We start from the raw sequence: 17,842 nt of genomic DNA, 5'->3' as shown, positions 1-17,842 counted from the left end.
TTTACTTTTCTCCTTCTATTGTTTTTTTAATTCCCTCTCTTATAGAAACTTTTGCATTCCACCCTAAACACTTCAGCTTTTCAATATTTACTTTAATATCCATATTTTCATTTGCTCTATAATTTATTGCTCCAAAATTAAGTTTTGTAGTTATATTATGTTTTCTGCCTAATTCTTCAACTGTATTACTTATAAACTCTTTTACTTGAATAGATTGTCCGCTTCCCAATTCATACTCTTCAAAAAAAGAAAATTTATCTATATTGTTAATAATGGTTTGGTATGCCCTAACAACATCATCAATATAAATAAAATCTCTTTTTTGCATACCGGAAGTTAAATCTATTTTTTCCACGTTTTTTTTCAATTGTTTTATTAACCAATACACAAATTTATTTTCATCATCAAAAGGTCCGTACATATGCTCTATTTTAATATTTATAATCTTGCAATTTTTATTTAACAAAAAAAGCATCCATTCTACAAATTGACTTTTTGATAAAGAATATGAATCTATGTTTCTGTCGAGTAAAGTATCTGTGTTTATAAATGCTTTTATATCTGCATAAATAGATTCCTCTAAAAGCCTTAATCCAAACATTAGATTTGTATCCAATACTGATGTTATACTATCATTATGTCTCCCATAATGAGTGGCAGCATGAACCACTATATCAATTTTATGTTTTTTGAAAATATATGACAACTTGGTTCTATCGGCATTATAAAAATTGGCTTTATGTAAATACTCATTAATTCTATATGTATTGGACAAACTTCTTTTAAGAGCAATAACTTTGTGTCCATCATCCACAAAAGACTTTAAAAGATAACTTCCCAGAAAACCAGTTGCTCCAGATAACAATATTGTCATTAACTAAATGCCCATTCTATATTTTTTATTTTGGCATCTGCAATATAGCTTTTCAAATCATTCTCAGTTAATACAGCCCCATTATTTTCATAATAAGCCTTATACCATTCAATTGTTTTTTTGAACGTTACTTCATTACTCCATACATTCTGCCATTTAAGTAAAGTATTTGCTTTACTACAATCAAGCTTAAGCAAATTTGCTTCATGGGGTTGATTTTCTGCAATGTTTACTTCATAATCTATCTTATTCCAATATTTCTGCATTTTTTTTACTACTTCTTCTACAGTAATGTCGATAGTGTTGTTTGGACCAAAATTCCAAGCCTGAGCAAATTCTATTTTTTCTTCGAGAAGCTTTTGTCCAATATGTAAATATCCACTAAGAGGCTCAAGAACATGCTCCCATGGTCTAGTAGATTTTGGATTTCTAATTTTTACTTTTTTTCCATTAAGTGTAGAAAGTATAATATCTGGAATCAGTCTATCCTCTGCCCAATCTCCACCACCTATTACATTTCCTGCTCTGCAAGTCGCAAGCAAAGTGTTGTGAGTCTTATTGTAGTCTTTAATATTAAAATAAGAATTTCTATAAGAAGAAGCTAACAAATCAGCACATCCTTTTGAGGAGCTATATGGATCATACCCCCCTATTGGGTCATTTTCCCTATAGCCCCATATCCACTCTTTATTATCATATACTTTATCACTTGTAACATTAACTATTGCTTTGATGTCATTTATTCTGCAAGCCTCAAGAACATTGAGAGTTCCAAGAACATTTGTTTCATATGTTTCAATTGGATTTTTATAAGAGGTTCTAACGAGAGCTTGAGCAGCTAAATGAAATACTATATCAGGCTTGCTTATTTTCAAGGCATGATTTAGTTTATCAAAACATCTAATATCTCCTATGACAGAATTTATATCTAGATTTAGAAGCCCTATATGATTTGGATTAGTTGGGGCATTCAAAGAATATCCAATTACTTTTGAACCCATTTGAGAAAGCCAATATACCAACCATGCACCCTTAAATCCAGTATGTCCTGTAACAAATACGGTCTTGTCTTTGTAGATTCCATTAAACATATTTTTAATTACCAAATTTTCCATGGCGCTTTCCCACTTTCCCAAAGTTTGTTTAAATCATTTTTATCTTTTAGGCTATCCATAGGCTTCCAGAAACCTTCATGCTTAAAAGTATATATCTCACCATCTTTCGCTAAATTGATTAATGGCTCTTGTTCAAAGATAGTCTCATCACCTTCTTTGATATAGCTAAATACTTTTGGTTCACACACAAAAAAACCAGCATTTATCCAATTACCGTCCCCTTTAGGCTTTTCTTTAAATTCATTAACCATATTTTTTGTATCAATATTCAAAGATCCAAACCTTCCCTCAGGCTGAACAGAAGTCATAGTCATAGCTTTTCCATGTCTTTTATGAAATTTTATAAGTTCTTGTATGTTAATATCGCTTACACCATCCCCATAAGTCAACATAAAAGGATGATTACCTACAAAATCCTGTGCTCTTTTAATTCTTCCTCCGGTCATAGTATCCAATCCAGTATCTAAAAGAGTTATTACCCATGGCTCAGAAGAACTATTAAGAACTTTCATTTTCCCTGTTTGCATTTCTATAGTCACATTACTTTGATGCAAAAAATAGTTTGCAAAATATTCTTTAATATAATACCCTTTATATCCAAGCAAAACTATAAACTCATTAAAGCCATACGAAGAGTAAATTTTCATTATATGCCAGAGTATCGGCTTGCCACCTATCTCTACCATCGGTTTTGGTCTAACACCAGTTTCTTCGGATAAACGAGTACCAAAACCTCCGGCCAACAATAGAACTTTCATCGAGTTTACACATTTATATTTCATATTTATCTCCCTCTAGCCTTTTTTTAATTATTTTTATTCGTTTTGCTGGAGACCCGACTACTATAGACTGCCTAGATACATTTTTAATTACAGTTGAATTTGCTCCAACAATAACATTATCTTCTATCAAAATTGGTCCTAAAACAGCACTTCCGGGTCCAATAAAGGTGTTATGCATTATTTTTGGATATCCTTTTTTAACTTCATTAGCTGAATATCTACCGCCAATAGTTACATTTTGACCAATTTCGCAATTTGCTCCAACTTCAGAATCTCCTCCAATAACTATCCCCAATCCTTGATAGCAAAATTTTACAGTATGATCGATTTTAGCCAATGGGGAAATGTAAATTGAAAATACAAATCTATTAATTATCACAAAAGTATAGCTAATAAATTTGATATTTTTACTTGCATGGGATAAAAAATATATAAACCATATAATTCTAGACATATTGTAGCCTTTTTATAAAATATTTTATACATATAACTAAAAATGCCTCTAAACATAATGTTATTATTAATATTGTCTTAATATCAATTTTTAACAAAAAAGATAACCACAAATACAAAAATATATATGAAATAAGTATTTTTTGAAGCATTTCAAATGCACTTTTATGATACAATTCAAATATTACAATCTGCTTATGGCTTCTTATTAAAATCAATAAAATAAAAAATAATATATAAGTTTTTAATTCATAAAAATAAAATATATCGCCATTATTAACAAAAAAACTGACTATATAATCAAAAAATAATATTTCTAGTGTAATAGCTATAACAGAAAGAATTGTGGCTAATTTTTTAGCATATTTTAAATTACTATACTTTTTAAACTGTGTATAGTTGAGTTGCGATATCAAATTTGCAGGAATATCGGCTAGTTTAAAAACCAAATTATAGATCGCGATCGATTGTCCTGTAGCAAAAACAATTAAAACTATTTTATCAATATCTTTAGAGAGTGATTTAATAAGCTCAACTACTGAAACATGTATGTAACTATAAAAATCATTTAGGCTAAAGAAACTACTGAGACTTGTCATAAAATATGCTCTTATATTTATATTGAATAATAATACAATATTAAATATAGCATATTCTAGCATTATAGAAAGCGCATAGATAGTAGACTCAGAAAAATGTGCAAATTTAATCATAAAAAACAAACTTGACAAAAACAAAGCTTTAGTAAATATATTTGCAACAAAAAGGTATTTAAACTCCTCTATTTTCACTATAAGCCAATATGATGCAATTGATGATGATAATAGATAAATAAAAAATATTATATTCAATGATATAAAACTACTAATATAAAATGATACTAACAAAAACAAAAAAGATACAGCGGATGAAATAATAAACTGAATTCTAAAAATAATGCTCTCATCAATTAAAATATTATTTTTACCTTTACCAGTAACTCCTATCACAGAACTTCCACCACCTATCATAATCAATAAAATCTGAGCTATAATATTATAAGAAAGTACTACGCCTATATTACTTAGAATAAAATTTTTATATACTATAGGGATAAGCAAAAGCTGAAAGATCAAATTAGTAATTTGGTATCCTAGAAAAAACTTCTTATTCATTTAAAAATTTTTCCATCTTTTGAGTTATTATGTCCCACTCATAATCTTTAGCAATTCTAGAGCATCTCTTTGCATAAACATCATATTTAGATCTATTTGTTGCTAATTCAACTATCTTATCTATTAATTCCGAACTTGAACTACTTGCAAAATCGGATGCTTCTTTTATACCCTGAAATGTCAACGGATAACCTACAACAGGTATCCCGTAGCCAAAAGACTCTAATACTTTAAGCTTACTTCCTCCACCCATCTTATACGGAAGTACGCTAATTGAACCATACTCATAATATGATGCAAGATTGTCTACGAATAGATGAACAGAAATATTGTATTTTTTAAAGTCAATAAATTTCAAATCTTCAATCTTAAAAGCTCCAACGATATACACAGGTATGCCATTCGCTTTTTTATACAAATAAGGCAATATATTAAAATAAAATTCATGCAATGCATTTAAATTTCTTTGATGAGATGTCCCTACTATGACAATTCTAGGATCAAACACACTTTTAATATCTTTAGACATAGTAAATCCATTCTCTATTACTTCAACTTGACTATTTTTGACAATGGCTTTAGTCTTTATAGAATCTTCAATTTTGACGCACATGATTTTTGTATGTCTATTGTCATATTTTTTATAAAAATAATTTTCATATTTTTCAAATTTTTTATACTCCAAAAAATAAATTAATTTAAAAAAGATTCTTTTTTGAGCCATATACGCATTTTTCATTGTCTCACTAATAAAGTCATGCTGATCAACTATAAGATTTAAATGCTCATGAATATTTATATCATACACAGTCATATTCATATATATAGTATCAATATCATATTCCTGTATCATTTTATCCACTATAGCCTGTAAGCCTTTTGGAGAAAACCTGAATAGCAAGAAAGGCTTAATTAGTATATTTGCATAAATTAAATTATAAAATTTTTTTTGTCTTGCTTGTAAAAAACTATATGAATTATATTCACAATACGCCTCCTTAAAATCACAAATATGCAGTATGTGAATATTGTATAGTTTTGACAATCTGTTCAATGTGTTATATGTTCTTATTCTGTACCCAGAATTTAGTTTAATTGGTACATCTGTAGTTAAAAATAGTAGATTTTTCAAGCTAATTATTTCCTCTAAAATATATTTTGCCGAATAAATAAATCGATCTTTTTCCAAATATAACTTCTGATAAGTAAACCACTATAAAAGTTAGAATTATTCCATAAATCAAACTTAAACATATGTATGAAATAATATTATCCACTAAAAATTTTGATGATAATTTTAAAAAAGGAAAAGAGAGATTATGGATTAAAAATATTGGAAAGCTAAGCTTGCCAATATTTGTTAATATAGTTTTAGTATTTACAATGGCAACATCCTTTAACTTCATCAGCATAAGTATTAGAAGTATACTATAGCAAAAGCTTTGCCAAGTAAAGTAATCATATCCACTTTTATAAACATTCCTATAGTCCAAGTAATCTAAAAATAAAAAAGAGATGGTCAATGCAATAATTATAGATGTATTTACTTTATTCAAATAAGCACCTAATATCAAGTCATATTTTAATCCCATTACAAAGTAAAATATCCAATTAAAATAATTTAAATACAAAATACTTCTTTCAAACAACAATATATCCATGTCTTTCAATATCAAATATTGAGAAAAAATATTTGATATCAATGAAAAGAAAAACAACACTATAAAATAATTTTTAGTTATACTAACTAAAAATGGTGCAAAAATAAATGATATAAACAATACAAATAAAAAATAATACTGCCCAGAAGTTGTAAATGTAATTAACCTAAATAAAAAATCAGTAGTTGAAAAACTATGAGAATTGTTGTACAAAAAGTAAAGTATGTAAATAATAACGCTCCATATCAAATAAGGAACTAGATACCTTTTAAAATTAATTTTAAACTTTATATTACTTAAAATATAACCCGTAATAAAAATAAACAATGGCACTGCAAAACTAAAAATAGAATGAAATAATTCCATAATAAGCCTATTATCTATTGTGTTAAAAGCATAGAATAATCTAGTATGAATCAAAAGCACTCCTATGATTGCTATTCCCTTATAATTATCCAAAAATACTTTTCTATTCATTATTTACTTCTTGTAGTTTTAATAATACAAATTCCTTGAACGTCATAAATACATAATTTTGACTTTTAAGTATATCTATATAAGATTGAATTTTTTTTCTACCTACCGGGTAAAAATCAGGACCATGAACATTTAAAACAACTAATTCTGGCAACTCATCATGCAAATCAATGTTATTCACATATCTAGCCTGAATGAAATTTTTAGAAATTTCATCATCAAACTTCCAAACTCTAAAACCTATAAATCCATTATCGCAAAGAATTTTTCTTGTTGATTTCTGATCCGCGCCCCATGGTGAACTATATGTTTGTAATTCAGTATTTAAAAGTTCTCTTGCCAACTTTATTGAATGCTGGCATTCGCTATTTGTTAACACACCATGTCTATAGCCATGCAACCCTAATTCGTGTCCATTTTCAATAATTTTTTTAAAAATATTTATATAGAACAAATATTCCTTTTCTATATTTTTATCAATTAAATTAAATACACCAAAAAAAGTTCCTTTTATATTATTTTTATTTAAAAAGTCAAAAATTGTTTCAGAATAGAAAAATTTACTTTTTAATTTAAAATACATTTGAGCAAATAAAAAAAACAATCCCTTATAAAAAGGTCTATTTTTAAAAACGCCTGTATGAATTTTACTCATTTTAACTTTACCCGTAAAAAACACCTCTCCAAACATTCCTTTTCCAAAATTCCTTGTATTAATATACGAAGGCTCAAATTCAGGTTCGTCAAATGTAAGTATGGCTATTTTCATTATCTACTACCCTATAGTTATTAATATAAATTTCATTGGAACTACTATAATCACTTAGCAAATCTTTAAAGATTTTATAAAATGAACTAGAAACAGCATTGTAAGAAAAAAAATTCTTTACTCTATACAAACCTAATTGTGAATATTCTTTTATTAATTGATGATTTTTTAAAAATTCCATTATTAAATTTGAAAGCTCAATATGATCGCCTTCCTCAAATTTTTTCACAGCAACACCTCCAACATAAGGCATTCCTCCTGAATTAGAAACAATAACTGGTATGCCACATGCCATACCTTCTATGATTACTCTTCCAAATTTTTCTTTTACGACTCCATCAGTTATGCTTGGCACAACTAAAATGTCAAAACTGTTCATGATGCTATTTAGCTCATTATAATTATAAAATCCGCGCCATAAAATATTTTGATTTAAATTGTTTTGATTACAATATTTCATAAACTCATTCTTTTTTCCTCCATCTCCATACACCAACAATCTAAATGATTCAATCTTATGATGCTTTTTAAGTACGTTGATTGCCTTTAGCAAAATTTGAAGTCCTTTTTGGTACTCTAATCTCCCAATAAATCCTATTTGGAATATTTCATTTTGTTTATTTATTGGAAAAAGAAAATTTAAATCTATAGCATGAGTATGAGTAATATATATTTTTTTAAAATATTTTTTTCTTCTTAATACATCTTTAGCTTCAACAGATGTAGCAATTGAAGCATCTGTTAATAAAGAATTTATTTTAATATTAAAATCAAACAGATATCTTCTAATATCATAAAATTTATATATTTTTTTATAGTTTCTAAACACATCATTTGATGTCCAAATAATTATTTTTGTTTTTCTAGAAAATATTTTAGACAACAATACAAATTCCAATGTAACTAAACTGTTAGGTTCCTCATATAAATACAGTATATCAGGCTTATTGATCATAAAAAGATAAGCTATCTTTAATAAATTAATATAAATGTGAAAATGCTGCTTCCCCTGTTTGCCAAACAACGTACTGAATCTATAATGCTTTATATTGCCTGATAATGTACTGGCATTGATATACCTTCCTCCTTCTTTATAGGCATCAGGAGTCAGAAGAGTGATAGCAAAACCATTATCTCCTAGAATATCAAGCGCCTTCTGATATTCTTTAACTACATACGAATGCCCAACAGCAAATAACTTAATTAGTGACATTGTTAGCTCTTTTTTGCGATTTAATAATTAAGCCAAATATAAATGCATACAACAAATCCCATAAACCATTAAATGCGAACATATAGATAAATATTAAAAAAATCATCATTTTATACTTAGAATACTTATAATAAAAATAAAATAACATTGCCAAATATAAAATAAGTCCCATTATACCAAATTGGTACAATATTTCAAAAAATTGGGAATCGGTTCCTGGTGTATTTGTAATTAATTTATAAACTGAAAACCCACTACCAGCAATAGGATATTGATAAAATGCCTCTATCGCCTGTAATGTTCCTTGTATTCTAATAGAATAGGAGCCAGCCACTTCTTCTGGATTTGTAAAATTTAAAAAAATGGATGTAAATTTTCTTTGAAAAACATCTGATGATAAAGCAGAAAAAATAGACAAAGTAATTAAAATTATATATTTTAAATTGATTTTTTTTGAACAAAGTAAATATACAATAAATGATGTCAACATCACAATAAATGCCCCGAGTGAGAAAGTGGTTACTAAAGCGATCAGAAAAATATATAAATATAAACTTTTAACTCTAACTTTAGCATCCACTAAAAATAGATAGAAAAATATTGAAAAAACTAAATATCTACCAAAATAAGAAGGCTCTAAAAATGTACTTGACGAATTCCAATACGGTGGTTGAATATCCCTTGTAAGATTAAAACCAGTTATCGATCCGGATACATTATGATAACTCGCATTAGTTATTGGCAAATAGTCAAGAGGAAAATTATATTTTCTTGCTATAAACTGATATATGCCAAATATGGCAACCAAAAAGCTAACTTGCATAAAAAATCTAATATCTTCCAATGGATTTCCATATTTTGAAAAAAAAATTACAACAACAAAAAATACTACTGCATATAAAGACGAAAAAAATGATTTTTTGAAATATAATTCACTTTCCATAATACAAAAAGGCAAAAAAACAGCATAATATAGCCAAAAAAGAATAAAGAATATTATTAGTAAAACAATATTCTTTTTAAATTTAAAATTAGCAAATAAAATCAAACTCATCATTATTATACTAATTATAGTAACTGTTATTCCCTTCTCTCCAATGTTTATAATAGAAAAAATATCTATAGGTATGCCTATAATAAATATTTTTTTAATTAAATTTAAAAATACCATGCTAAATCAATTCAAATAAATATTTTTAGAGTTATATTTTTAATTTTATATTTGATTTTAATTTTAGCTAACATTCCATACATTACATTAAAGACCATATATGCCAAATAAATCCTCCGTTTTATTTTTGATTATTGACGTTCAGCTATTAAGTCAAAATAACTTCTACAATAAATTATATGTCTTATGGCTAAATAATGTTCATAAAATTTTTAAATATATAGCGCCTTTATTGCCTCAACCATTCTCAATTTCATTAAATATAAATATTATATATTTTATTTATAAGAAAATATGAGTTGAATATAAAGCAATTCTACCTTTTAAAATCATCCTCAATTCTTATGATATCATCTTCTTCTGTATATTCGCCAACTTGAACCTCTATAAGAATAACTGGGGCTTTGCTTTCATTTGACAAACGATGAACTTCACCAATTTTTATATAAGTTGATTCGTTTGGTCCAATCAATCTTGTTTCGGTTCCTATAGTTACTGTTGCTATTCCAGATACAACAATCCAATGCTCACTTCTATGCAAATGTTTTTGTAAAGATAGTCTACATCCAGGCTTAACTTCTATTCTTTTTATTTTATACCCAGGCGCATGCTCAAGCACAGTATATGTGCCCCATGGACGATATGTTTCTAAATGAGTATAACTTAATTCGATATTATCATTCTTTATTCTTTCAACAACTTCTTTTAGCTTATGCGAACTCCCCTTTTTAGATATTAATAATGCATCTGAAGTATCCACTATAATACAGTCTTCAATATCAACTGTTGCTATCTTTCTGGCTTTTCCATATACTAAATTATTTTTACTATTGACTGAAATATGATTATAATTTTTAGTATTTCCATCATTATCTTTTAACAATTCATTATAAAGAGAATCAAAACTTCCAACATCACTCCATTCTATACAAGATGGAAGTACTTTTATATTTTTTGATTTCTCCATAACAGCATAATCTATACTAATTTGTGGAATATTCATCATATACTCTTGTTCGATTCTAATTAGCCCACTATTATCTTCTTGTGTATTATTAAAAGCTTGTAAAGATGTCTTGTAGATTTCGGGTGAATGTTTTTTAAGCTCATCCAAAAACACTCCTGCTTTAAACATATAAATACCAGAATTCCAGTAATAATTTCCTGCATTTAAATACTCTATGGCTGTTTCAAAATCAGGCTTTTCGTGAAAACTTTTCACATCACAAGCACAAAAATTTTGATTTTTAATTTTAGTATTTTCACTTTCTATGTATCCAAACCCAACTTGTGGAGAAGTTGGAATTATACCAAATGTTACAAGATTATCTTTAAGAGCTATCTTTTCTGCTCTCTTTAATATTTTCAAATATTCTATTTCATCTTTAATCAAATGATCCGATGGAGTCACTAGCACTAAATCTTCTGGATTTATAGCAAAACAAGCCAATGCAATAGCAGGAGCTGTATTTCTTCCTATTGGCTCTAATAAATATTTACTTTTAGTTAAATTTAACTCTTGTAGCTGTTCAGCTGCTATAAAGTATTGGTCTGAATTTGAAACAATAATTTTCGTATCACATATTTTAGAATTTCTATCAACCGTGAGTTGAAATAATGACTTATTGCCAAATATCTTCATAAACTGTTTTGGCATAAGAGTTCTACTAATTGGCCACAATCTGGTACCACTTCCTCCGCATAAAATTATATTTATCATTGAATGCCTTTCAATACTTATAAAATGCCATATATCTAATCTAATAAAATAATTTTAAAACATAAAATACAAAAACACAATTAATAACTATGTTATTTTTTATATTAATCAATCATATATTAAATAAACTTTAACTTACAAACATTTTATCTTGTCTAAGCATTCAAGTGTAAAAATTAATTATTATTTTAAAATTAAACTTGATTATACTTAAAATTAAAAAGCTTTAAATAATTATTAATATTTAAAATTAGATATGTTAGTTTTTCTATACTGCTTAATCAATGTTTTATATATTATAATAAAACATTATTTTTAAAATTTAGTTTTATAAATAAATTAAATTTAACTTTTTTAGTTATTTATTTAAGTTATAATACATTTTTAAATTTTAATTAAAGCAACTAAGTATTCATGCATAACATAAAATTAAAAACAAGTAATTTTAAATACAAATATAGTTATGTTTAAAAATTAATATACGACCTCTTTTAAAATGATTATCTATGAATTTAAAACTCCACAAAAATCAAGTGCATTCTCTATATTAAGATTTCTAAACTCTTTATGGGCAACCAAAAAAACTATTAAGTCTGCTGTTACCAAAGCTTCTTCAAGTTTTTCAAGTTTTAATTTATTATTAATAGTTGACAAATGGCAACTCAAAGGAATATTGGGTTCTACACAGACTACATTTACAATTTCATCTGTAATTCTTTTGGATATATACAATGCTGGGGATTCCCTTAGATCATCTATATCTGGCTTAAAAGTCAACCCCATACAAGCTATTTTTGGTTTTCTATTATTTTCACTTTCAAAAAGTATGGCTTTGTTTTTAATTTTCTCTATTACCCACTCCGTCTTATTGTTATTTACTTCACGACTCGTTTTAATAAGACGTGCAGTTTCTTGACTAGAGTGCACTATAAACCATGGATCTACGGCTATGCAGTGCCCACCAACACCAGCTCCAGGTTTTAGTATTTCTACCCTTGGATGACGATTTGCTAGCCTTATTAGCTCCCATACATTAATATCAAATTTATCACACAACATGCTAATTTCATTTGCAAATGCTATATTGGTATCTCTGAACGAATTTTCAGTTAGTTTTGTCATTTCTGCTGTCTTGGCGTCTGTTTCTAATACCTCGCCATGGACAAATTCTCTATAAAAATCTGCTATTATTTTAGTGGATTCTGACCTAGTTCCACCTACTATCCTATCATTCTCTATAAGCTCCTTCATAATATGTCCTGGAAGAACTCTTTCAGGACAGTAAGCAACAAATATTTTTGATATATCAACTCCACATATTTTAAGAGTGTTTTCTACCATATTTGTTGTACCCACAGGAGAAGTCGATTCTAAAATAACCATACAATCATCCCGAATATAAGGTGCTATAGACTTGGTAGCATTCATTACATATTCAATATTTGGTACATACCCATTATGAAAAGGTGTAGGTACAGCTATAATAAAGACATCTGCATTTTCTGGTGCGAGACTGGCTTTAAATTTACCGCTTTTTACTGCCAAATCTAGAAATGCATCAAGATCAGGCTCTACAATATGTGGCTTTCCTGTATTTATAGCATCTACAGTTGATTGAACAACATCTACACCATGCACACAATATCCTCTATTAGCCAACAATACCGATGTTGGTAAACCTATATACCCTAGACCAAGAATACATATTTTCTTATTTGCCATTAATTTCTATCCTTTTGATAAATTCGACTATTCTATTAGAAGCATACCCATCCCCATATGGATTATTTAATATGATCATTTTTTCATATTCGCTTCTATCGTCTATCAATTTTTGAGCCTGCTTGATAATGTTTTCTGTGTTTGTCCCAACAAGCTTAACTGCTCCTGCCTCTATTGCTTCGGATCGTTCTGTAGTATTTCTTGTTAAAAGTACTGGCTTAAACAAAGATGGTGCTTCTTCCTGAATTCCTCCGCTGTCAGTAATGATAAAGTATGACTTGTGCATAAGATATACAAATTGTTCATATCGCAAAGGTTGGATTAAATGAATATTTGATACACAAGACAATAACTCCCTTGCTGGTTTTTGTACTTTAGGGTTTAAGTGCAAAGGATATATTATATCTATATTCTGATTTTTATTAGCTAAAATTTTTAAAGCCTCACAAATATTGATAAAATTTTGTCCATGATTTTCTCTTCTGTGACCTGTTACAAGTATAATTTTTTTATTATTATTTATAGTTGGAATTTGTTTTTTAATTTTTAATTCTAAATTTTTATCACTTTTTATTTTATCTAATGTTAAAAACAGTGCATCGATTACTGTATTTCCAGTAACCATAATATTTCTATCATCTTTGTTTTCTCTCAACAAATTATTTCTTGATTTGTCAGTTGGAGCAAAATGATAATTTGAGATAGACGAACACAACAACCTATTCATTTCTTCTGGAAATGGCGAATAAATATTTCCTGTCCTAAGTCCGGCTTCTATATGTCCCAATTTAATATTTTCATAAAAAGTAGCCAAAGCAGTAGATAATGCTGTAGTGGTATCTCCATGCACTAAAACAATATCTGGCTTAAAATCATTCAATACTTCCTTAATATGCAAAAGTATACTGGTGGTAATATCATACAAGTCTTGCCCATGCTTCATTATATTTAAATCATATTCAGGTTTGATCTCAAAAAACTCCAATACCTGATCCAACATCTCTCTGTGCTGACCAGTCACGCATATCTTGCATTGTATCAATGATTCTTTTTGAAAAGCTTTAATTACAGGAGCCATCTTTATGGCCTCAGGTCTTGTTCCAAATACCAACAATACTTTTTTTTTCAAGCATTATCCTTAAATTATTAATAAAATTAAATATTAAATACAAAACTACTATTTAAATATTAACTAATATTAAAATAAAAACTTAAAAACTATTTTAATTTACTTTATTTCAAGACAATTAATTATTTATTTTTTAAATCTGATATATAAATAAATATTTAATTAATTTGTAATCAGAAGCATTATTTAAACAAAACAACACATATTTATCCTAATATCATTATAATAATTCTTAACCCTTCTATTGTATTTGATAAGCAATAATTTAATCGACTAGAAAAAATATAAAATATAAATTTTTATTGAATTATATCCGATTTATACTGTAAACATACTTAACATTATTTCCGAATGCTATTTGGGATTTGCACAATAATATTATTGATTTAGTATTAATATTACTAAAAGTACTCACTCAAACAATATCGATTATTTTTTAGTTTTCTAAAGGCTTTTTATTATTTTATCCATCTCCTCATTCAAAGTCTCTTTTGCTTTAATTATCCAATTCTTTTTATTATCAAGCTCACTTAGATAATCAGAAATATATTTATTTTGCTGATCAATAGATACGTATTCAATATAGTATTATGAGAGTTCTTTATTTTTCGCTATTATGTAGCAAATACACAAGACTTTTATCATCAAAGAGGCTAAGATTATGTCATAGCTTTAAATAATAGATATTTCTTTTTAAGCCATAAAAACATTTACTTTAAAAGGATTTGTTATGGAAGAATATCATGTAATATTGGCTCTCGTATCTAAACACTCTGAAATTAAAGGAAATATCGAATATTATAAATAAATCATCTCAAATTTACAATCTGAGCTTGAAGCTATTAATAAAGCCATTATAATATTTGATTCAAACTATAAAGTTAGCACACTATCTGCTAAAAAGTTAACAACAAAACTTACGCAAGAGGAGTCATTAATAGCCCCAAGAACGGCAAATCAAGAAGGGTTATACTCTTAGAGCCTTTAAAGAATTACCTGAACGAGCTGCCTCGAGATAGAGATTTAATATTTAAATCGAATTACGAAAGCATAGCTAGGTTTTTTAAGATATTGCAGACAAAACTAGGATTAAAACCTCAAGGACTTCATATCACAAGGCACACCTACGCAAGCTTATTAATAGATGCCAATATTAAGCCCACATTGGCTCAGCAGATGTTAGGGCATAGCTCTTTAATGATGACAAATTTATATACTCACTACTTGCAAAATAAGAGCGATAAAATAGAACTAGAGAGGGCTTTATTTTAACTCTTTGGCACAAATTTTGGCACACTTGCAAAAAACAATCTAAGAAAAGCCCTAAAATACGGGGTGTTTAGTAGTTTTTTTGTTTAAATAAACTTTAAACGTTATCTTGCAAGCCTGAAAGCCTCTTTTAAATCAATCCTTCCTTCATAATAAGCCTTGCCTATTATCACGCCGTAGATTCCTCCCGCCTCTTTAAGTGCGGTTATGTCATTTAAATCCTTAACGCCACCGCTTGCTATCGTATCTATGCCGCTAGCAAGGGCTATCTCTTTTGTAAATTTTACATTTACACCCTCAAGCATCCCGTCTTTGCTGATATCGGTGCAAATTATCGCTTCAGCTCCCGCTCCCGCAAATTCACGCGCAAGATCGGTTGCTTTCATATTTGACACGTCAGCCCAGCCCTCAGTCGCCACATAACCGTTTAATGCGTCTATGCCGATTGCCACCGGATAAATTTTAGCCACTTCTTTTACGAAATTTGGATTTTTAAGTGCGATTGAGCCTAAAATCACTCTTGAAATTCCGCTGTCAAGATAGCTTTTTATACGCTCTTTTGTGCGGATTCCTCCACCTAGCTGGATCTTTAAATTCGTAGCACTCGCTATCTTTTCAACAGTTTTTAGGTTTATCGCTTCTCCGGCAAAAGCTCCGTCTAGATCGACTACATGAAGCCATTTTGCACCCAAATTTTCAAATTCTTTCGCAAGCTCTTCAGGGTTATTGGAGTAAATTTTAGCAGTTGCCATATCCCCCTTGCTAAGTCTTACCGCCTTGCCTTCTTTTAGATCGATAGCAGGAAAAATTTCCATCACAACCTCCCGAAATTTCGTAAAATTTTAAGCCCCACATCGCTGCTTTTTTCAGGATGAGGCTGAAATCCATAAATATTATCCGCGCAAACCGCACTTATAAACTCATATCCGTATTCACTCGTTGCAAGAGCGAATTTCGGCTCGCAAACCACGTGATAGCTATGCACGAAGTAAAGATACTCGCTTGCGCCTAAATTCGCATTTAAAGCAGTTTGACGAGTGAAATTTAAACCGTTCCAGCCGATATGAGGGATCTTAAGAGGAGTTTTAAATTCCGCCTCGTTAAATTTCTTAACTCTCCCGCTTATGAGCTCAAGTCCCTTGCTAACGCCAAATTCATCGCTCTCATCAAATAAAAGCTGCATGCCAAGGCAAATTCCCAAAAACGGCTTGCCGCTTTTGGCAAATTCCTTTATCGCCTCATCCATATCAAGCTCTTTTAATCTATCCATCGCTAAGGCAAACGCCCCGACTCCGGGCAAAACAGCCTTATCAAATTTAGCCAATTCATCGGCACTTTTTACTAATTTAGCCTCAAAGCCTACGAATTTAAAAGCATTTACAACGCTTTGTAAATTTCCTGCTCCGTAGTCGATGATACCGATATTTGAGCTCATTGCCCGCTCTTTTGCCTAACAACGGCAAGATAAACGCTCAGCGCTATCATAAGCATAGCAACGCCGCCTATTAAGTAAATAGCGTTGATGATGTGATCAGGCGCGGTTATGGCGTATTTAAAGACCAGCATAAGCGCCTCTATGGCAAGCGCGATGATGATAGATCCGATAAATCTAACCATAGTCTTATACATGCCCGTATCGTCATTTTGCCCGCCCTTGCCAAGCACCTCTTCTTCAAAGATCGCCTTAACCAGATCAAAAATCGCTAAAGCAAGCGTTAAAACGATGGTTGATTCAAACATCTCCTCGACATTTATAAGCATAAAGCTCTTTGATAAAAAGCTCTCCACTCCGTAATAAAACAAAAACGAAGCCACCATAAAAAGCGCAATCGCAAAAGCGGTATAAACAACTTTTAAAAATTTACCGAAATAGCTCTCAACCGCACCGGGACTTGCCAAATTTAGAATTTTTTCAAGCGAGATATCTATGCAGGCTACGAATTTAAGCTCGTTTTTATCATCATATATCGGTGTTGAAGCCGTTACGCAAAGCTCGTTAGTAAGCGTAGAAGGATACGGATCCGTTAGCACGCAACGCTTTTCGCGAACGGCTCTATAATAATAAGCCTTATTGCTTCTATCTCCGCCCTTGCCCTCTATGTAGCTTGGGTTTAGGCTGATTGAGTTTTCAAGCTGAATGCCGTTTTCATCAAGCACGTAAAACGCGTCAAATTCCTCTATCTCGTGAGCTATCTTATCAAAGCCTTTGTTTATAGCCTCCAAGCTAACGCCGGGCAGTTTGTTTGGCAAATTTCTGCTAAAAAGATAGCACAAATACGCCCTTGCCTTATATCTAATGTCCGAAAACCTCTGAATGTCCTTTATAACCAACT

17 protein-coding genes are annotated in these 17,842 nt (G+C 29.4%); 1 reads left to right on the top strand and 16 read right to left on the bottom strand.

Going from position 1 to position 17,842, the window contains the following annotated elements:
• Position 1: 1 nt before the first annotated feature.
• The 13 genes from ACHJH3_RS01630 to wecB form a co-directional block, all read right to left on the bottom strand.
• Positions 2-874: an NAD-dependent epimerase/dehydratase family protein gene (locus tag ACHJH3_RS01630; protein WP_407063297.1), complete on the bottom strand. Its 873-nt coding sequence runs from the start codon at positions 872-874 to the stop codon at positions 2-4.
• Entirely contained in the window at positions 874-1,965 is a 1,092-nt protein-coding gene (gene rfbG, locus ACHJH3_RS01625) for a CDP-glucose 4,6-dehydratase (protein ID WP_407063378.1), read from the bottom strand. Before rfbG ends, ACHJH3_RS01630 begins: the two co-directional genes overlap by 1 nt.
• A gap of 8 nt (positions 1,966-1,973) precedes the next feature.
• Entirely contained in the window at positions 1,974-2,747 is a 774-nt protein-coding gene (rfbF, locus tag ACHJH3_RS01620) for a glucose-1-phosphate cytidylyltransferase (RefSeq protein WP_407063377.1), read from the bottom strand.
• A gap of 13 nt (positions 2,748-2,760) precedes the next feature.
• Entirely contained in the window at positions 2,761-3,225 is a 465-nt protein-coding gene (locus tag ACHJH3_RS01615; protein WP_407063296.1) for a serine O-acetyltransferase, read from the bottom strand.
• Entirely contained in the window at positions 3,218-4,378 is a 1,161-nt protein-coding gene (locus ACHJH3_RS01610; RefSeq protein WP_407063295.1) for a hypothetical protein, read from the bottom strand. The genes ACHJH3_RS01615 and ACHJH3_RS01610 overlap by 8 nt, the downstream gene beginning before the upstream one ends.
• On the bottom strand, positions 4,371-5,510 hold the full coding sequence (locus ACHJH3_RS01605) for a glycosyltransferase (protein WP_407063294.1): 1,140 nt from the start codon (positions 5,508-5,510) through the stop codon (positions 4,371-4,373). Before ACHJH3_RS01605 ends, ACHJH3_RS01610 begins: the two co-directional genes overlap by 8 nt.
• A 1-nt stretch (position 5,511) precedes the next feature.
• Positions 5,512-6,516, bottom strand: coding sequence for an acyltransferase family protein (locus tag ACHJH3_RS01600; protein WP_407063293.1), 1,005 nt, complete (start codon positions 6,514-6,516; stop codon positions 5,512-5,514).
• On the bottom strand, positions 6,509-7,285 hold the full coding sequence (locus ACHJH3_RS01595) for a polysaccharide deacetylase family protein (protein ID WP_407063292.1): 777 nt from the start codon (positions 7,283-7,285) through the stop codon (positions 6,509-6,511). Before ACHJH3_RS01595 ends, ACHJH3_RS01600 begins: the two co-directional genes overlap by 8 nt.
• A complete protein-coding gene (locus ACHJH3_RS01590) occupies positions 7,260-8,498 on the bottom strand; it encodes a glycosyltransferase family 4 protein (protein ID WP_407063291.1) in 1,239 nt (412 codons plus the stop codon). The genes ACHJH3_RS01595 and ACHJH3_RS01590 overlap by 26 nt, the downstream gene beginning before the upstream one ends.
• The gene (locus ACHJH3_RS01585; RefSeq protein ID WP_407063290.1) at positions 8,485-9,669 is read right to left on the bottom strand and encodes an O-antigen ligase family protein; all 1,185 of its coding nucleotides are present in this window, start codon (positions 9,667-9,669) and stop codon (positions 8,485-8,487) included. The genes ACHJH3_RS01590 and ACHJH3_RS01585 overlap by 14 nt, the downstream gene beginning before the upstream one ends.
• A gap of 316 nt (positions 9,670-9,985) precedes the next feature.
• Positions 9,986-11,389 (bottom strand): mannose-1-phosphate guanylyltransferase/mannose-6-phosphate isomerase, encoded by a 1,404-nt coding sequence (locus ACHJH3_RS01580; RefSeq protein ID WP_407063289.1) that lies wholly within the window; start codon positions 11,387-11,389, stop codon positions 9,986-9,988.
• 504 nt (positions 11,390-11,893) lie between these two features.
• Positions 11,894-13,111, bottom strand: coding sequence for a UDP-N-acetyl-D-mannosamine dehydrogenase (gene wecC, locus ACHJH3_RS01575; protein ID WP_407063288.1), 1,218 nt, complete (start codon positions 13,109-13,111; stop codon positions 11,894-11,896).
• The gene (gene wecB / locus ACHJH3_RS01570; protein ID WP_407063287.1) at positions 13,101-14,240 is read right to left on the bottom strand and encodes a non-hydrolyzing UDP-N-acetylglucosamine 2-epimerase; all 1,140 of its coding nucleotides are present in this window, start codon (positions 14,238-14,240) and stop codon (positions 13,101-13,103) included. The genes wecC and wecB overlap by 11 nt, the downstream gene beginning before the upstream one ends.
• A gap of 933 nt (positions 14,241-15,173) precedes the next feature.
• On the opposite strand from wecB, the gene ACHJH3_RS01565 reads away from it, so the two are divergent.
• On the top strand, positions 15,174-15,512 hold the full coding sequence (locus ACHJH3_RS01565; RefSeq protein WP_407063376.1) for a tyrosine-type recombinase/integrase: 339 nt from the start codon (positions 15,174-15,176) through the stop codon (positions 15,510-15,512).
• A 101-nt stretch (positions 15,513-15,613) separates the two neighbouring features.
• On the opposite strand, the gene hisA is transcribed toward ACHJH3_RS01565, so the two are convergent.
• Genes hisA through ACHJH3_RS01550 form a run of 3 tightly spaced genes read right to left on the bottom strand, consistent with a single transcriptional unit; the run spans position 15,614 to position 17,840 of the window.
• On the bottom strand, positions 15,614-16,324 hold the full coding sequence (gene hisA / locus ACHJH3_RS01560; RefSeq protein ID WP_407063286.1) for a 1-(5-phosphoribosyl)-5-[(5-phosphoribosylamino)methylideneamino]imidazole-4-carboxamide isomerase: 711 nt from the start codon (positions 16,322-16,324) through the stop codon (positions 15,614-15,616).
• A complete protein-coding gene (gene hisH / locus ACHJH3_RS01555) occupies positions 16,324-16,944 on the bottom strand; it encodes an imidazole glycerol phosphate synthase subunit HisH (protein WP_407063285.1) in 621 nt (206 codons plus the stop codon). The genes hisA and hisH overlap by 1 nt, the downstream gene beginning before the upstream one ends.
• On the bottom strand, positions 16,941-17,840 hold the full coding sequence (locus ACHJH3_RS01550; protein ID WP_172199873.1) for a PDC sensor domain-containing protein: 900 nt from the start codon (positions 17,838-17,840) through the stop codon (positions 16,941-16,943). The genes hisH and ACHJH3_RS01550 overlap by 4 nt, the downstream gene beginning before the upstream one ends.
• Between the last annotated feature and the right edge of the window lie 2 nt (positions 17,841-17,842).

The organism is Campylobacter canis, assembly GCF_045504005.1.
GTDB classification, from domain to species: domain Bacteria; phylum Campylobacterota; class Campylobacteria; order Campylobacterales; family Campylobacteraceae; genus Campylobacter_A; species Campylobacter_A canis.
Note: the sequence above shows the minus strand (reverse complement) of the source record. Positions and strands in the feature narration are given on the sequence as shown.